This is a genomic window from Rossellomorea sp. y25, from assembly GCF_038049935.1.
GTDB lineage: Bacteria > Bacillota > Bacilli > Bacillales > Bacillaceae_B > Rossellomorea.
This window is the reverse complement of sequence record NZ_CP145886.1, coordinates 3,756,497-3,771,989: the sequence shown is the minus strand read 5'-3', so window position 1 is coordinate 3,771,989 and position 15,493 is coordinate 3,756,497. Positions and strand designations below refer to the sequence as shown.

18 protein-coding genes are annotated in these 15,493 nt (G+C 42.0%); 7 read left to right on the top strand and 11 right to left on the bottom strand.

The window, feature by feature from the left end:
- The first annotated feature begins 203 nt into the window (after window positions 1-203).
- Window positions 204-1,520 carry a Na+/H+ antiporter family protein gene (locus tag AAEM60_RS19050; RefSeq protein WP_299743774.1) on the top strand — a complete coding sequence of 439 codons (1,317 nt, stop codon included), beginning with the start codon at window positions 204-206 and terminating at the stop codon, window positions 1,518-1,520.
- A 75-nt stretch (window positions 1,521-1,595) separates the two neighbouring features.
- Here AAEM60_RS19050 and AAEM60_RS19045 read toward each other — a convergent pair whose 3' ends face one another.
- Complete coding sequence (locus tag AAEM60_RS19045) at window positions 1,596-1,976, bottom strand: hypothetical protein (RefSeq protein ID WP_299743776.1); 381 nt, start codon at window positions 1,974-1,976, stop codon at window positions 1,596-1,598.
- Between the two features lie 175 nt (window positions 1,977-2,151).
- On the opposite strand from AAEM60_RS19045, the gene AAEM60_RS19040 reads away from it, so the two are divergent.
- Window positions 2,152-2,535, top strand: coding sequence for a PaaI family thioesterase (locus AAEM60_RS19040; RefSeq protein ID WP_299743779.1), 384 nt, complete (start codon window positions 2,152-2,154; stop codon window positions 2,533-2,535).
- Between the two features lie 84 nt (window positions 2,536-2,619).
- On the top strand, window positions 2,620-2,988 hold the full coding sequence (locus AAEM60_RS19035) for a DUF2188 domain-containing protein (RefSeq protein ID WP_299743782.1): 369 nt from the start codon (window positions 2,620-2,622) through the stop codon (window positions 2,986-2,988).
- A gap of 58 nt (window positions 2,989-3,046) precedes the next feature.
- Here the strand turns inward: AAEM60_RS19035 and mnhG are convergent, their stop codons facing one another.
- Genes mnhG through AAEM60_RS19000 form a run of 7 tightly spaced genes read right to left on the bottom strand, consistent with a single transcriptional unit; the run spans window position 3,047 to window position 8,805 of the window.
- Window positions 3,047-3,409 carry a monovalent cation/H(+) antiporter subunit G gene (mnhG, locus tag AAEM60_RS19030; protein WP_299743783.1) on the bottom strand — a complete coding sequence of 121 codons (363 nt, stop codon included), beginning with the start codon at window positions 3,407-3,409 and terminating at the stop codon, window positions 3,047-3,049.
- Window positions 3,393-3,677 carry a Na(+)/H(+) antiporter subunit F1 gene (locus AAEM60_RS19025; protein ID WP_299743786.1) on the bottom strand — a complete coding sequence of 95 codons (285 nt, stop codon included), beginning with the start codon at window positions 3,675-3,677 and terminating at the stop codon, window positions 3,393-3,395. The genes mnhG and AAEM60_RS19025 overlap by 17 nt, the downstream gene beginning before the upstream one ends.
- Complete coding sequence (locus tag AAEM60_RS19020) at window positions 3,677-4,153, bottom strand: Na+/H+ antiporter subunit E (RefSeq protein WP_299743789.1); 477 nt, start codon at window positions 4,151-4,153, stop codon at window positions 3,677-3,679. Before AAEM60_RS19020 ends, AAEM60_RS19025 begins: the two co-directional genes overlap by 1 nt.
- Window positions 4,154-4,159: 6 nt before the next feature.
- Window positions 4,160-5,641 carry a Na+/H+ antiporter subunit D gene (locus tag AAEM60_RS19015; protein ID WP_299743791.1) on the bottom strand — a complete coding sequence of 494 codons (1,482 nt, stop codon included), beginning with the start codon at window positions 5,639-5,641 and terminating at the stop codon, window positions 4,160-4,162.
- Window positions 5,634-5,975, bottom strand: a complete 342-nt coding sequence (locus tag AAEM60_RS19010; protein WP_044338125.1) for a Na(+)/H(+) antiporter subunit C — start codon at window positions 5,973-5,975, stop codon at window positions 5,634-5,636. Before AAEM60_RS19010 ends, AAEM60_RS19015 begins: the two co-directional genes overlap by 8 nt.
- On the bottom strand, window positions 5,975-6,403 hold the full coding sequence (locus tag AAEM60_RS19005) for a Na(+)/H(+) antiporter subunit B (protein WP_341356882.1): 429 nt from the start codon (window positions 6,401-6,403) through the stop codon (window positions 5,975-5,977). The genes AAEM60_RS19010 and AAEM60_RS19005 overlap by 1 nt, the downstream gene beginning before the upstream one ends.
- Window positions 6,400-8,805 (bottom strand): Na+/H+ antiporter subunit A, encoded by a 2,406-nt coding sequence (locus AAEM60_RS19000; RefSeq protein WP_341356881.1) that lies wholly within the window; start codon window positions 8,803-8,805, stop codon window positions 6,400-6,402. Before AAEM60_RS19000 ends, AAEM60_RS19005 begins: the two co-directional genes overlap by 4 nt.
- 302 nt (window positions 8,806-9,107) lie before the next feature.
- Here AAEM60_RS19000 and AAEM60_RS18995 point away from each other — a divergent pair, with 302 nt between their 5' ends.
- The gene (locus tag AAEM60_RS18995) at window positions 9,108-9,371 is read left to right on the top strand and encodes a hypothetical protein (protein WP_299743802.1); all 264 of its coding nucleotides are present in this window, start codon (window positions 9,108-9,110) and stop codon (window positions 9,369-9,371) included.
- Between the two features lie 166 nt (window positions 9,372-9,537).
- Window positions 9,538-10,113: a DUF5366 family protein gene (locus AAEM60_RS18990; protein WP_299743804.1), complete on the top strand. Its 576-nt coding sequence runs from the start codon at window positions 9,538-9,540 to the stop codon at window positions 10,111-10,113.
- 39 nt (window positions 10,114-10,152) lie between these two features.
- Here AAEM60_RS18990 and AAEM60_RS18985 read toward each other — a convergent pair whose 3' ends face one another.
- Both AAEM60_RS18985 and AAEM60_RS18980 read right to left on the bottom strand, forming a co-directional pair.
- Window positions 10,153-12,000 (bottom strand): transglycosylase domain-containing protein, encoded by a 1,848-nt coding sequence (locus tag AAEM60_RS18985; RefSeq protein ID WP_299743807.1) that lies wholly within the window; start codon window positions 11,998-12,000, stop codon window positions 10,153-10,155.
- Window positions 12,001-12,016: 16 nt separating this feature from the next.
- Window positions 12,017-13,228, bottom strand: coding sequence for an MFS transporter (locus AAEM60_RS18980; protein ID WP_341358023.1), 1,212 nt, complete (start codon window positions 13,226-13,228; stop codon window positions 12,017-12,019).
- Between the two features lie 247 nt (window positions 13,229-13,475).
- On the opposite strand from AAEM60_RS18980, the gene kapD reads away from it, so the two are divergent.
- Window positions 13,476-14,096 carry a 3'-5' exonuclease KapD gene (gene kapD / locus AAEM60_RS18975; protein ID WP_299743810.1) on the top strand — a complete coding sequence of 207 codons (621 nt, stop codon included), beginning with the start codon at window positions 13,476-13,478 and terminating at the stop codon, window positions 14,094-14,096.
- Window positions 14,097-14,141: 45 nt separating this feature from the next.
- On the opposite strand, the gene AAEM60_RS18970 is transcribed toward kapD, so the two are convergent.
- Window positions 14,142-14,540: a kinase-associated lipoprotein B gene (locus tag AAEM60_RS18970; RefSeq protein ID WP_299743813.1), complete on the bottom strand. Its 399-nt coding sequence runs from the start codon at window positions 14,538-14,540 to the stop codon at window positions 14,142-14,144.
- Between the two features lie 95 nt (window positions 14,541-14,635).
- On the opposite strand from AAEM60_RS18970, the gene AAEM60_RS18965 reads away from it, so the two are divergent.
- Window positions 14,636-15,376 (top strand): peptidylprolyl isomerase, encoded by a 741-nt coding sequence (locus tag AAEM60_RS18965; RefSeq protein WP_299743817.1) that lies wholly within the window; start codon window positions 14,636-14,638, stop codon window positions 15,374-15,376.
- The last annotated feature ends 117 nt before the right edge of the window (window positions 15,377-15,493 follow it).

Here is a 15,493-nt window from a genome sequence, read left to right as displayed (position 1 = left end):
TAAGACCCAACCAGACCCAACAGTCCACATGAACCTACCGTTTTCCTGAAAAATCCCCCATGCCATCTTTCACCCTGCTAAAGTGTTGACAAACTCTCTTTATCTTGTTAAAGTTGAAATCGTGATTTTATTACTCTACCAATTTAGTGAACTAAAGGAAAACGATATATCGTTGTATGGAGAATTTTGAGGAGGAAGTAGTTATGAACGCAGTTGTTATAGCGGTTCTTGTCATGCTTGTACTAAGCTTGGTACGTGTGAATGTTGTATTCGCTCTGATCACTGGTGCGTTAGTCGGAGGATTGACTGGTGGATTGGGATTAGACAAGACGATTGCCGTATTTTCTGATGGAATCAGCGGCGGGGCAAATATCGCGTTAAGTTATGCATTACTGGGTGGATTCGCAGTGGCGATTTCCTACACGGGAATCCCGAATCTGCTTGTTGACTGGGTACTGAAGGTTGTTGGGAAAAAAGGCGATTCTAGAAAAACAGCACTTTCGAAAGCACTTATTGTTTTATCTATTTTAATTATGGCTTGTTTTTCACAGAATGTAATTCCGATTCATATTGCCTTTATTCCTATTTTGATTCCACCTTTATTAAAGGTGATGACAGAGTTACGTATAGACAGACGTTTAATTGCATCCGTGATTACGTTTGGATTAACGGCTCCCTATATTCTTTTACCAGTAGGATTTGGCTTGCAATTCCATGAGATTATTGCACAAAACATGGGTACAAGCGGCATGGAGATTGCATTAGGTGATATTCCAAAAGCGATGCTTCTTCCAGTAGGGGGCATGGTGATCGGGTTACTCATCGCCGTATTTGTGAGCTACCGTAAACCAAGGGACTACAATGAAGCAGAAGAAGTGATCGCTGAAGAGAAGGTCGTTTATAATAAAAGAGCGATGATTTTCGCCCTTGTTTCCATCGTTGTCGCTTTATACGTTCAGCTTCAGCTGGAATCAATGATCTTTGGTGCATTAGCCGGTATTGCTGTTCTTTATATTTCTGGATCAGTTAAATGGAAAGAGGCAGACGGGTTACTGAATGAAGGTATGAAAATGATGGCGTTCATTGGCTTTGTGATGATTACTGCATCAGGTTTTGCTGAAGTGGTAAAAGCCACAGGCGATGTCGAAACATTGGTTGAAGCGACTGCTGACGTAATCGGCGGAAACCAGGCATTAGCTGCTCTTATCATGTTGATTGTAGGGCTTCTAGTGACAATGGGAATCGGATCTTCATTTGCTACGATTCCGATCATTGCAGCCATTTTCGTACCACTTGCCATGGAGCTTGGATTCAGCCCTCTCGCAACGATCGCGATTGTAGGAACAGCAGGTGCACTTGGTGACGCTGGTTCTCCGGCATCAGACAGTACGCTTGGACCGACAGCAGGATTAAATGCAGATGGACAGCATAATCATATTTGGGATACTTGTGTACCAACATTCTTACATTACAATATTCCACTGATCCTGTTCGGTTGGATTGCAGCAATCATTTTATAAATGGAAAAAGCAAGGGATGTGTTCCCTTGCTTTTTTTTATTGAATAGGTAACCATCGTCGATAATTATGCCTTCCCTACATCCACCGAACAATTACGATCAAATGACAGCAATCCACCTGGCCAAGCTTCTCATCGAAGACTAAACGCACACCGTCAGGATTAAATGAGACTACGGGTTGTACTCTTGTGCCGATGGTTTGAAGTAATTTATGAACTTCAGGGAGGTTTGATTGCTGTGCAGCATTCATAAACTTCGATGAAAAATCTTTAGAACTGTTAATTCTGCGCAGTACCTTTTGGGCGTCATCCATCAGGCTCAGGGTTTTACCCGCTGATGACATAAATGTTTTGGTTTCAACAGGGGGATAGTTGCGGTTGTAAGAAGGCTGTGCCCTTGAATAAATAGGAGGATAGGGGCGTTGAGTGGGCGGATAAAAAGGATGGTACCGATACATAACATAACCCCTTTCTTAGGAATGCTCTAAGGATATGTATGAAAATGAAGAGGGAATTATTCATGAAACAAAAGGTGGATGGGGAGAGAGGTCAAGCCCTTTGAGGCAAAATAAAGGATTTTCACAGCCACTATAGAACAGATAATAGAGAAGAAAATATTATGAGGTGATTCACATGAACATGGAAAATACATTAATCAGCGCGTTAGGAATTGAGTTTGTCGAACTGGGAAAAGGAAAAGTAATTGCGACGATGCCCGTAAATGAAAACACGAGACAGCCATTCGGGTTCCTCCATGGAGGAGCATCAGTGGCACTTGCAGAAACGGTTGCGAGTGTCGGGGCGGTGCAATTAATTGATCTGGATAAGGAGATTTGCTTCGGTTTGGAGATCAACGCCAATCATATTAAAGCAAAGCGTGAAGGTCTTGTCACTGCGACAGGAACGGTGATGCACCAAGGGAGAACCACAATGGTTTGGGAGATTAAGATCACGGATGAGGACGATCAATTGATCTGTGTTTCAAGATGTACGATGGCAGTTGTTCCAAAACGCTAAACTGAATTCTTACATATCCATACGTTTAAAAAGTGAATAAATGGGAAATCAATTACTAACCATTTAAATAGGAGGCAATATTTAATGAGTTGGACAAAAAATGATTATCCGGATTCACTCAAAAACCTGCCTGCGGACGTTCGACACAAAGCCATTGAGATTGCCAATGCTCTTCTTGATGAAGGGTATGAGGAAGGAAGAGCGATTGCGATTGCCACTGACCAGGCCCATAAATCTGAAGAAGGGAACGCTTCGGATAAAACGGAATATCATGTCACCCCACATGATGACGGCTGGCAATTAAAGAAAGCAGACGGACAACGTGCCATCCTGGTAGAAGAGACAAAGGATAAGCTATTGTCAAAGGCAAAGGACTATGTGACGGATCATTCCGGCACGCTTGTTGTACACAAACAGGATGGAAGTGTAGAGGATCACTTGTATCAACGATAAGAAAAAGGCTTGACCAACCGAGGAGATCCTCGTGGGGTCAAGCCTTTTTGTATGCTGCTTACTGATTGTTTTGACGATCGTATTCTTTTTTATTTTTCAGGTCATCCCGAACACTTTTGTCCCAGAGCTTAACCCCGGAATTATAAGCAGCTCTTGAGATGAGGTGTCCAGCAACCGGTGCCGTCACAAAGATGAAGACGATTGTCAGAATCAGTCTCGAATTAAAGTGTCCATGCTCCAAATAAAAGTAAAGGAATGTTGCCAAAAGAATCGACATCACGCCCAGTGTCGCACTTTTAGAAGCCGCATGATTTCTCGTATATACATCGGGGAGCCTCAGCAAACCAAAGGCAGTGACCAGGCTGAGAAACCCTCCTACTACTAAAAAGAATCCGATGAAAAATCTAATGATCTCGCTCACGTTCGATGATCTCCCCTTTCTCTAAGAACTTTGAAAAGGCAACGGTTCCTAAGAAAGCCAGAATCCCAAGAAGGAGAATAACTTCCAGAAAGGCGTAAGTATCGAGCATAATGGATACGAGGGCGATGATGGCAATCAGATTAATACCGATTGCATCCAGGGCTACCACACGGTCGGGAGTGGTTGGCCCTTTCACAACCCTGTATACAAGTCCCAGCATGGATAGGGAGACGCATAGCAGTGTGATTTGAAAAATCGTGTGTAACATTAGCGGCTCACCTCCATAATGGCTTTTTCAAAGGAATTTTTTATCTCATCAATGGCTTGATCCACATCCGGGATATCGATGGCATGGACATAAAGGATCTTATTATCATACGATACATCCATCACGAGGGTCCCGGGTGTTAAGGTAATGAGATTAGCTAATAAGGTAATCTCCCAATCTGTTTTTAAATCAGTCGGTAAAGCAAAGATTCCCGGTTGGAAATCAAGCTTGGGTCTTAGAATCGTTTTTAAGACCGAGATGTTAGCAAGGATAAGTTCTTTTAAGAACAAGAACAATAAGTTGATCACGGCAGTCACGCGCAATAAATAAAACCGTGAGCTGAAAAACCTTCTGAATGCAAAAATCACAAGCAATCCTAGCAAATAGCCAATTATGAATGACTGAGAAGTAAAGGATACCGAAAGAAACATCCAGACAAAGGCCATGAAAAAGTTTAATAAAATTTGAAAAGCCATTCTACATTACTCCTTTAACACTGCGTCTATATAGAGATTCGGATTCACCAGTACTTCCGCTGCTTGTGAGAATAAAGGACGGATCGCTTCGGCACCAAAGCCGTAACATACAGCTAACACAACGAGAATCGCTGAGGTCATCCATAAGTAACGAGCGTGTCCTTTTGAAACTCCTTTGTATTCTTTCGGATTACCCCATATACCGTTCAGGAAGATTTTAATAACAGAATACAGTACTAAGAGACTTGAGGCGAGAACCACTCCTGCACCTACATAGGCTTCTGCAGCAAAGCTTCCTCTCAGAATTAATAGTTTTCCAATAAATCCACTCAAAGGAGGGATACCTGCCAAGGAGAATGCAGCGACCAGGAATGTCCAGCCGAGCCACGGGTACTCCTTGATGAGACCTCCCATCTTCTTAAGGTTAGTCGTTCCCGTTATCGCGATCATCACCCCGACAAGGAGGAAGAGGGCGGCTTTAATGAACATGTCATGAACTAGATAGTAAATGGCTCCTTCTAATGCTTCAGGGTTCATGGTCGACACCCCGAACAATATCACACCAACTGCAATGATGATGTTGTAGATAATGATTTTCTTAACATCCCAATACGCGATGGCGCCGATACAGCCAAGCACGATTGTCAGGATGGCTAACATGCTCAGGATTTCATGTGTATACCCGATATCATGGTAGAAGAATAATGTGTACGTTCGTAAAATCGAATAAACCCCTACCTTTGTTAGCAAGGCTCCGAATAAAGCAAGCACCGGTGTTGGTGGAGCGTAGTATGAGCCTGGTAACCAAAAGTAAAGAGGGAAGATCGCACCCTTAAGTCCGAAGACTAAGAGAAACATGATGGCGATCGCTGTAAGAATTCCCGGCTGATTCACATCAGCAATCTTTCTCGAAATATCTGCCATATTCAGTGTCCCCACTACGGAATACAAGTACGCCACGGCAATAACGAATAAAGCAGAGGAGATGACATTGACAAGGATGTATTTAATTCCTTCACGCAACTGAGCCTTTGTCCCGCCAAGAACGAGCAGAACATACGAACTCATCAGCATTACTTCGAAAAAGACGAAGAGGTTAAAGATATCCCCGGTTGTAAATGCCCCGTTCACTCCCACCAATAGGAATTGAACAACAGGGTAGTAGTAGAATCGTTCTCTGTCGGCTCCTATCGATTTGAAGGAGTAAAGTAGCACAACCAATGTGATGATGCTTGTCGTCGTCACCAATAAAGCAGAGAGCATGTCAGAAACGAGTGTAATCCCAAAAGGAGCCACCCAGCTTCCTAAGTTAATCGTTTGTATTCCATCATTGTAGATGGTGTTGATGAGTACAAGGGATGCTGCAATGGTAGCCAGAGTCGATAGGCTTGAAATCCCGCGTTGTAGTTTCACATATTTGCTGATAAACATTAAGATAATCGCCGTAAATAACGGGATTAAAATGGGTAGTATTAATAAGTTAGTCATTTCCTTCGTTACCTCTCATCTGATCCATATTATCCGTTCCAAGCTCTTGATATGCCCGATAAGCAAGAACAAGGAAGAAAGCTGTCACTCCAAAGCTAATAACAATCGCTGTTAAAATCAATGCTTGTGGTAACGGATCGACATAAGATTTTGCGTGTTCTCCAAGAAGAGGTGCAGCTCCTCCTTTTAGACCACTAATGGAAAGAAGTAAAAGATGTGCACCGTGACTCAACAATGCTGTTCCAATAATGATTCGGAGCAAGCTTTTGGATAACATTAAGTACACGGCGATGGTAATAAGGATTCCGACAACAATGGCCATTAATATTTCCATTATTCGCTCACCCCAATCGTTTGAATAATGGTCATCGTGACACCGATCACAACCAGATACACTCCTGTATCAAATAAAACGGCTGTATGCAGGGATGTCTTTCCTAACAATGGAAGATGGAAATAATCGTACGCATGAGTCAGGAAAGGAACATCAAACAGAAGTGCCCCCGCAGAAGTCGCCACAGCCAGAAGTAAACCAATCGCAGTAAGGATTTTATAATCCACTGGCAGGATAGTAGCTACTGTTTTGATATCATACGCCAACAACAGTAATACAATCGCAGCCGAAGTCATCAAGCCTCCAATAAAGCCTCCACCCGGGGTATAGTGCCCGGCGAAGAAAAGTCTCAGAGAAAACAGGATAATGATGAATGCGACAACGTTCGTTACGGTTTGTAAGATGACGTCATTCGTTTTTGTTTTCATCCTTCTTTCCCCCTTGTCAGACGCAATTTAATCATGGAGAAAATACCAAGTGCGGCTATCGCCAACACACAAATTTCAAATAATGTATCAAATCCACGGAAGTCAACGAGTATGACGTTGACCATGTTCTTACCGCCGGCTTCTTCATACACATTCTCGATGTAATAGCTTGAAATTGAGTCATAAAGCTTAGTGCTGTAAGCAGAAATCGCAAATAAGGTAACGACCACCCCGACTCCAATGGCAATCAATGCATTTCCAAGCTTAAATCTCATTCGTTCTTCATGCCTGCTTAATGGAGGCAGGTGATAGAAGCAAAGTAAGAATAGAGCAACGGACACGGTCTCGATTACAAGCTGTGTCAGAGCAAGGTCCGGAGCGCGGAATAATACAAAGAATAAAGAAACCGTATATCCGGCAGCCCCCAGCGAAATGATGGACGTTAATCGAGACTTTGCAAACAAGATGGTAACCGAGCTGATAATAAGTAAAAGCGCTATGGCCACCTCATAGACCCCAATCGGAGCCAAATCATCCGTATTGATCGCAAATGCTCCTTTAAACCACAAACTAAACAGTAATACGGCAATTAAGAAAGAGAATATATATACAAGATACGTACGGATAAAACCTGTCATATAACCTTTTGTAAAGTTGTAAGCTCCGCGTTCGGTTCCGATTAATCCACCATCATAAAATGAATTCAATGTGAAACGATCAGGGATCCATGAGTACACTTTTCTCCATTTTGGAAGGAGGAGATATAACAGGATTCCAAATAGAATGACCCCGAACGTCATAAACAGTTCAGGCGTAAATCCATGCCAGAATGAAATATGAGTTTCGACAGCATGTCCTTCCTGAATCAGGCTGGGAGTAATGGCAGCCACTGCCGGAGCGATGATTCGTTCTGACAGGATATTTGGAAAGAAACCAAAAATAATCACAAGTGAAGCCAAAATGATTGGTGGAATCAACATTCCAAGTGGAGCTTCATGTGGCTTCTTTTCAAGTTTCTCCGGTTGGTGTTCACCTGTGAAGGTTTTAAACACAAGAATCATGCTGTAAATAAATGTGAACACACTGCCTACCCAAGCAAGGATTGGGAAAATCATGCCCAGTGTATCCAAGTTGAAAATATCCATTTCAAGGACCCTTACCATTCCTGTAAAGAACATCTCTTTACTTAAGAATCCATTAAATGGAGGAAGTCCAGCCATGGAGAAGGCTCCGATAATCGCAATGGTGAAAGTGATCGGCATAAAGTTCATCAACCCACCAAGCTTACGAATATCCCTCGTGCCTGTTTCATGGTCAATGATACCGACAACCATGAACAAGCTTCCCTTAAAGGTCGCATGGTTAATTAAATGGAAGACGGCTGCAAGGGTAGCCACCATATAAATATTATCTTCCAATTGACTATAGTGAAGAGCCGCTGCTCCGACTCCCAATAAAGACATGATAAGACCAAGTTGACTGACGGTTGAAAATGCAAGTATTCCTTTAAGATCCGTTTGTTTCACCGCATTAAAGGAACCCCAGAATAGTGTAAAGATACCGAATCCGCCCACAAGCCACAGCCATACACTTGATTCTGCAAATACCGGGCTCATGCGGGCAACAAGATAAATACCGGCTTTGACCATTGTGGCAGAGTGCAGGTAAGCACTGACCGGTGTCGGTGCCTCCATGGCATCAGGTAACCAAATGTGGAACGGGAATTGAGCGGACTTCGTGAATGCGCCTAATAGGACAAGCAATAATGCTGGAAGGAACAGTGCTTCAGTCATGAGCTGATCTGCTTGCATGACTAATTCCCTGATGCTGAAGGTCCCACCCATAAGATAGAGAAGTAAAAATCCTCCTAGCATGCTCAGTCCACCAAATACGGTAATGAGCATGGATTTCTGAGCACCGTATCTCGAACGTTCACGATGATACCAGTAACCGATTAATAAGAATGAGGAGATGGAAGTGAACTCCCAGAACATATAAAGAACGATTAGGTTATCAGAAAGGACAACTCCCAACATCGCTCCCATAAACATCATTAGATACACATAAAAGTTATGTAGTTGTTCTTTCTTCTTATCTAAGTAATAAATCGAGTACAGGACAACCAGTGAACCAATCCCTGTGATGAGAAGGGAGAAAAGTAATCCAAGGCCGTCAACATAGGCGATGAAGTTGATCCCGAAGGAGGGCATCCACTCCAAGGTTTCCTTGACGGTGTCTCCATTTTTGGTAATGGAGATGAATTGAAAAAAGTAAGTAAATAAAGCGACTGGCAGCAGTAATACGAACCAACCGGTATGTACATTCCGAAATGCCTTATAAAGGAATGGAATGAGTATGGCAAATAAAAAAGGCGATACAATAGCCCAATGTAACAAAGTCATATAAAACCCCCCTCATGTAAAATTCATTTATTCTAAAGCATGGTCTAATGTCTTTCCAGTTTTTAAACAAGCATCTTCTTTCAAAAACCTCGACCGAAGCTGAACCTCAAAGAGCATTATAACGTAAAAAATAAATGCTTGCATTACTGAGGATTCCGTTCGTATCAGATTGTTCATGAAGTATTAAATATGAAGACAGACGGAAAATACACCTGAAAAATTGTTAGATTTTTTCTGAATTACTCGAGCTCAAGAATAGTTTCGGTCTAATTGGAGAATCCTATCCATAAGGTGGTGAAGTTATGAAAAAGAAAACTGTAGCGGTTACGACCATATTCTTTACTTTTTTTGGCTTTGCGTGGTTAATTGAATCACAAGATCGGTTTAATAGAGGAATCATTGAAATTGAAGACCCTACCAGTATGAATATCAGGCCGGTTCAATATGGTGAAACAGAAGAAGTGGAAGAAGAAGTAACGAGAGATCCCATTCCTCAAAGACAACCATTTGGATCGCGGGAATATATTCGAGTCGTGCCGCATTCTGGCCCTGAGACCCAACAATAAGGTTCTGTCCTTTCTGCAATGAATGGAAGGGGCAGTCTTTTTGTCATTTTCACGAAATGAATGATAGGTATATAGTCATTGTTCCTTCTGTTTCTATACCCTTTTCAAGATACTCATAAACGATTATGATGAGAGTGGTTGAAGAATCGTTATGGGAGAGTTTTGATTGAAAAATACATACTTAACAAGTTACTTGCCTCTTTTTTCTATATTATTATTTAGCCTTACGTTTTCCGTATATGGTGTGGAAGTGTTTGTAGACATCTTCAAGAAAATTGGTGTCTATCCCGGAATGAGGGAGTTTTTATCGGATATGCAATTAAAGCTCGCCATTTTGATTTTGTTAATGGTTGCTTTTTTTATGGTGTTTGCTGCCTTGAAGCTGATAGCGGAGACGATCAATGGTGTATCCATGCTGTTTTTCTCCATGGATTCGAATGGTTTATTGTATAACCGCGTTCGAACAGGCTCGATGATTTACTTTATCGGTGGCCTCGTGTCTGTCCTGAGTCTGAAATCCTTCCTGGGACTTTTGATCATATTTACTTTAAGCTCCATCGTGTATTTTATTTATTTTGTTTATAAAATAAGTCCATCCCTCTCGAAAATGGGAATCATCGGAGTCGTCAGTTTACAGGTGTTCTCGTGGTCATCCTTATTCTTAACGATATTCTTTGTTTTTTTGAAATTATACAACGGGGTGATGGCGAGTTTGCCAGTGATGTCGAAGGTGAAATTTTAGTAACAAAAGAGTCTTCGGCACATGCTGAAGACTCTTTTGTTATTCCATGATTCTTTTCCAAATCTTATGACTTGGCCGCTGTTGCTCGATCTGACTCATGTTCCGGGGGATGTCGTGCCCGACCCATACTCCAGTAGTGAAGGTGTCTGTTAATCCCATCACCCAGTAGTCATGATAGTTATTGGTGGTTCCGGTTTTGATTCCCACATAAGGTTTTGAAACGTAAGCTGTCCTTCCGGTTCCCGAAGTAGCTGCTTCGCCCAGCATTTTTCTTATTTTGGATGTTGTATCTGCGGACCATACCTTCTTCTGATCATTCTTCCATTTATAAAGAATCTTACCGTTATTGTCTTTCACGTGAATAATGGCATGACTCTCCTGGTAATTCCCATCAATAAAAGATGTATAGGCATCGGTTAATTCCAAAGGGCTCATTCCATAAGTGAATCCTCCAACCGATGAAGCAAACGTTTTGTCCTCGTTTGAGACCTTTTTAAATGAAAAAGCAGATAGGGATTTAAAGGCTTCCTCTATTCCGACTCTTTCCAGCAATCGAAGTGCCGAACTGTTATAGGATTGCGCCAGCGATTGTTTTAACGTCACGTTACCAGGCTGAACCCCTCCATAGTTTATAGGGCAATAATCACCGATGCAGTACCGGTTCGCATTCACTTTATCTGTAATGGAAGCCTGGTATTTCTCAATATATGGCCCATATACAAGAAGTGGTTTTATCGCTGATCCTGGTTGCCTGAAGGCTTGAAATGCATGATGAAAATTGTATTTCTGATACTCCCTGCCGCCGGACAAGGCCACAATGTTCCTTGTCTTGTTGTCGATGGTGATAGTGGCTCCCTGTAGCTCTTTCTGTAAATTATCATTTAAGGCTTGAACACTTTTTTGTTGAAGAGCTGGATTTAAAGCAGTTTGAATCCGGACACCTGAGGAAATCACTTCCTGAAAACGTTCCTCAAGCTTCTGAGCGATCCTTTCCTTTTCTTCAGGAGATTCTGCATTTTCTAATTCCAATTTGTACCCCTCGTGCATGGAGATCAGTTCTTTTAATTCGTTTTCAACGTAAAAAGCGTAGTCAGGGTATAAGTCTTTTTTCTTACGAACGTTTAAACTAATCGGAACTTTTTTTAGTTTTTCCGCCTGTTCTTTAGAAAGCTTGGACGTAGCCACTAGAATATCCAGGAGGCGCTCCTGACGAACTTTCGTTTGATCGAAATGATCGATGGGATCATATTTTCCCGGGTTATTGGGAATCGATGCAATGAACGCCATCTCTGCCTGATTGAGTTCCGTTACACTCTTCTGAAAGTAGTACTGTGACGCAGTTTCAATCCCATAAACACCATTACTGAAGTAAATGACATTCAGATAAAGCTCTAAAATTTCATCTTTTGATAATGATTTTTCAATTTCATGGGCATAAAATAACTCGGTCAATTTACGATTGTACGTTTTTTCCTGACCTAGATATAAATTTCTTGCGAGCTGCTGTGTAATCGTGCTCCCACCCTGTTGAATGTGGGTAAACACTAAATTTTTCACAACAGCTCGAAGAATCGCTCCGGCATCAAATCCAACGTGTTCATAAAAGTTCTGATCCTCTGACGCGACTAGAATTTCCTCCATAAAGGGAGGAATCTGTTCATCCGAAACATATAAACGATAGGGACGGTTCACCTCTGAAAAGACATGCCCGTTTTGGTCGAGGAGTAAGCTCGTCCGATTAAGGTCTATGGTATCTACACTTACAGCGAGTTCCAGTTCCTTTTGAAAGCTTTGTACTTTGTTTAATTCATCCGTCGTAAAAAATAATGTGGTAAAAAATATGAGCATAAAACTAATAACCGTTATATAACCTGCGAAAACTCTCATTTCTCACTCTACTTTTCTAGTAATCTTTCACATGGCTGGTTGTTTCAGAATGACGTATACTCCACCATAGTAATCCAAACGCGCCCAAGAATAAAGCACCTGTTACATAAAAAACGGAAGAAATACCAATATATCCTGACACAACCCCTCCGAAAGCAGGTCCAACCACGTTTCCAAGAAAACGAAAGCTTTGATTGTATCCAAGCACTTCCCCTTGCATGCTTATAGGGGCTTCCTGACGGATATAAGCCGTCACACAAGGAATCATCCCGCCAATCGCGATCCCAAACAAGAAACGGAACAGGACGAGTTGCCAAAGTTCAACAGCAAGTGCTTGAGGCACGATGAAAATAGATGCCAGAACAAGGAGAATCGATAAAACTTTTTCATAACCAATATCATCACCAAGCTGACCCCACCGTCTGGTCGCGAGTAAATTACCAAATCCGGTAGCAGAGAAAGCAATTCCCGCCAGAAATGCCAGATTCGTAGAAGAGGTAAGTTCGTCTACATAAAGGGCGAGAAGAGGCTGGATGCTAAAATTCGCAACCTGGATAAGGAATGACAGTAATAGAACCGTCACTAATAATTTGTGACTGAAAATATGGTGAAGCACTTCTTTACTTGAATACTGGTTTCGTTGATTCTGTTGCTCTTTGCTCCGTTGCTCATTAATGCCTATTAATACAACAGTTGCTGCTACGGCAATGGCAATGGAGGTGAAAATAAACGTGTAGGAAAAGCCCACATTATCGGCGAGGATCCCACCAATCACCGGACCGAATAACCCTCCTGACACGGTTCCCATTTGCAAGGTCCCCAATGTGCGACCTGCTTCTTCCTTGGGGGTCTGGGCGGAAATAAGGGCCATTGAGGTAGGGATGAAGCCTGTCACAGCCCCCATGACCATTCGAAGCAGAAAGAGTCCCCACACCGAATCCATAAAGCCCATTAGAAAAATGGACGCAGCGATTCCGTACCCTGTAATAAGGAGGATCGGCTTATACCCGAAACGGTCTCCGATCCGTCCCCATAATGGAGAAATAAAGAAAGCCGTTAAAAATGTAACCCCAAACACAAACCCTGACCAGCGCTGTACATATTCTTCACTGTACGTACCAAAGGTTTCGATATAAAGGGATAAAAACGGCAAGACCATTGTCGCGCTTGCCGCTACCAGGAAATTGGCCAAAAGCATAATCGTTAAATTCTTTTTTTTGATTGAAATGGTTAACACCTTCTATGTGATATTTATTTCGCATACCTAAATATTCATTTTATTAAAGATACAGTCTCCAGTCCAACGAAGAACATTTATTCACGGTGAAAACCGGGAATTAGTCATAATTTCTAGGTTCAACATGATATAATGTAAGAATAAGAAGTATGGGAAAGTGACGTGTGTACCATTATTTTTGCATTCTATTTATTATAGATAAATTGGGGTCTTATCCACATTTTGAGGAGGGAGTATTGTGGCGAAAGCGGATCAGCTTGTGTTCATAGATTTTGAGTTTTCTATGCCGGAACGACATAGAGTCCCCAAAGGTTTTTATCCAGAGATTATCGAAGCTGGTGTAGTGGTGGTTCAGAATGGGAAAGTGTCAGATACGTTTTCATCTTATGTGAAACCGACTGCGTTTCCCAAACTAACCAATCGCTGTAAACGGTTCTTATCGATCAATCAGCAAGAAGTCGATACGGGAATATCGTTTCATTGCTTGATCGACTATTTTAACGGTTTAAATGCAAGGGGAGTCGAGAAGGTAGTAACGTGGGGAAACATGGATATGAAGGTACTGAGGGATAATTGTTCCCAGACTGATATTCCATTTCCTTTCCAAGCTCAATTCGTCGACTTGTCCATGGAATATAAACGCTTCTTTGGTGATCAAAACCAAACGGGGCTATGGAAAGCAGTTCAGGAATACGGTAGAGAAGGAGTCGGAAAACATCATAAAGCATTAGATGATGCCCTCACCACCCACCATATCTACAATCTGGTCGAAAAAGACAAAAAATACCTCGATAAAGCTGAACCCACAACCATAGGGGACAGAATCGACCTCTCCAAATTTTACAATCAGCTTGCATGATGAAATGAGGGACGGACCTTACTAAGGTCCGTCCCTCATTTTGGGTTAAAATGTCAGACTGTACATCAATTCATATTCTCTCTGAATGGACTGGAGTGTTTCCAGGCTCTTTTGGGCGTGAGGGGAAGAATCTGCTTCCAGCTCATTTTTAAGAGTAAGGTAGGCAGCCACTAATGATTCATTATAGTCTACTATGTTCCCATCAAAGGGCTTGACCATTTTCTCCGGCATGTTTGCCTGCTCACGGTGGGCAAGGGCTTTTCTCTCGTGAAACAGTGGAACATCCACCTCCTGAGGATTATGCAGGTCCCCTTGTCGAGGGTGTTTTAACACTGAGAGAATCTTCACCACATAGGCACCTGGCCGCTCTCCGGTCACCTCGCCGATATACTTCCCGGTTTTATAAAAAGCTGTGACATAATCACCAATTTGTATGTTTTTCATAAAAAATCCTCCTCTAATACTTCAAACTCTATTATAATGAAAGCGGAATGAATTGAGAAATAACTACTATAAAGGTAACATGTGGAGGTACATATATGAAGCGTCTGATGATTGTAATCCTATTTTTACTAGGTTTAGTACTTGCTTCTTGTGGACAAACAGAGAAGGAAGATACCGCTAAAGAAGAAACACAACAAACAGAGGAAAGTAAGAATACTGCGGAAGAATCCAAAGGAGATGACACAATGACATTCCCTCAGCTTACAACAGAAGTTGCTGAAAACGAGAAATTAGTAGAAATGAAAACCTCAATGGGAACGATTAAAATAAAGCTATTCCCCGAGCAGGCACCTAAAACAGTTGAAAACTTTATTACTCATAGTAAAAACGGCTATTATGACGGACTGAAATTCCATCGCGTGATCAAAGACTTCATGATCCAGGGGGGAGACCCGAATGGAAATGGAACGGGTGGAGAAAGTATTTATGGTGAATCCTTTGAAGATGAGTTCTCACCTGAATTGTTCAACCTTCGTGGCGCCCTTTCCATGGCCAATGCAGGTCCTGATTCGAATGGAAGTCAATTCTTCATCGTGCAGAAGGATGACATCGATCCACAGTTTGAAGAGCAAATGAAATCAGCAGGATTCCCATCAGAAATCATTGACGCTTACATGAAGAATGGTGGAACGCCTTGGCTTGATCAAAAGCACACCGTGTTCGGTCAAGTGGTTGAAGGAATGGACATCGTTGATGAAATTGCCAACGTAGAAGTTGGTGCGAACGACCTTCCAAAAGAAGAAGTTGTGATCGAAAGCATTAAGGTTGTAAAATAGGAATGAGAGAGCTGTGAACCCTTTTGGAGGTTCAGGGCTCTTTTTTTTATAGCGTGGAGGATTTGAAGGTTCAGGATATGCAGGAATATACAAGTATTTCCTCGGAAATTGTCGAGG

Excerpts from the sequence above, each read along its gene's own strand:
- AAEM60_RS19005 (WP_341356882.1), bottom strand. The coding sequence starts at position 6,403 with ATGAAAACAAAAACGAATGACGTCATCTTACAAACCGTAACGAACGTT.
- AAEM60_RS18985 (WP_299743807.1), bottom strand. The coding sequence starts at position 12,000 with ATGAGAGTTTTCGCAGGTTATATAACGGTTATTAGTTTTATGCTCATA.
- AAEM60_RS18995 (WP_299743802.1), top strand. The coding sequence starts at position 9,108 with ATGAAAAAGAAAACTGTAGCGGTTACGACCATATTCTTTACTTTTTTT.
- AAEM60_RS19015 (WP_299743791.1), bottom strand. The coding sequence starts at position 5,641 with ATGACTAACTTATTAATACTACCCATTTTAATCCCGTTATTTACGGCG.
- AAEM60_RS19035 (WP_299743782.1), top strand. The coding sequence starts at position 2,620 with ATGAGTTGGACAAAAAATGATTATCCGGATTCACTCAAAAACCTGCCT.
- AAEM60_RS19000 (WP_341356881.1), bottom strand. The coding sequence starts at position 8,805 with ATGACTTTGTTACATTGGGCTATTGTATCGCCTTTTTTATTTGCCATA.
- AAEM60_RS19025 (WP_299743786.1), bottom strand. The coding sequence starts at position 3,677 with ATGTTACACACGATTTTTCAAATCACACTGCTATGCGTCTCCCTATCC.
- AAEM60_RS19020 (WP_299743789.1), bottom strand. The coding sequence starts at position 4,153 with ATGGCTTTTCAAATTTTATTAAACTTTTTCATGGCCTTTGTCTGGATG.
- AAEM60_RS19050 (WP_299743774.1), top strand. The coding sequence starts at position 204 with ATGAACGCAGTTGTTATAGCGGTTCTTGTCATGCTTGTACTAAGCTTG.
- AAEM60_RS19010 (WP_044338125.1), bottom strand. The coding sequence starts at position 5,975 with ATGGAAATATTAATGGCCATTGTTGTCGGAATCCTTATTACCATCGCC.
- AAEM60_RS18970 (WP_299743813.1), bottom strand. The coding sequence starts at position 14,540 with ATGAAAAACATACAAATTGGTGATTATGTCACAGCTTTTTATAAAACC.
- AAEM60_RS19045 (WP_299743776.1), bottom strand. The coding sequence starts at position 1,976 with ATGTATCGGTACCATCCTTTTTATCCGCCCACTCAACGCCCCTATCCT.
- AAEM60_RS19040 (WP_299743779.1), top strand. The coding sequence starts at position 2,152 with ATGAACATGGAAAATACATTAATCAGCGCGTTAGGAATTGAGTTTGTC.
- AAEM60_RS18965 (WP_299743817.1), top strand. The coding sequence starts at position 14,636 with ATGAAGCGTCTGATGATTGTAATCCTATTTTTACTAGGTTTAGTACTT.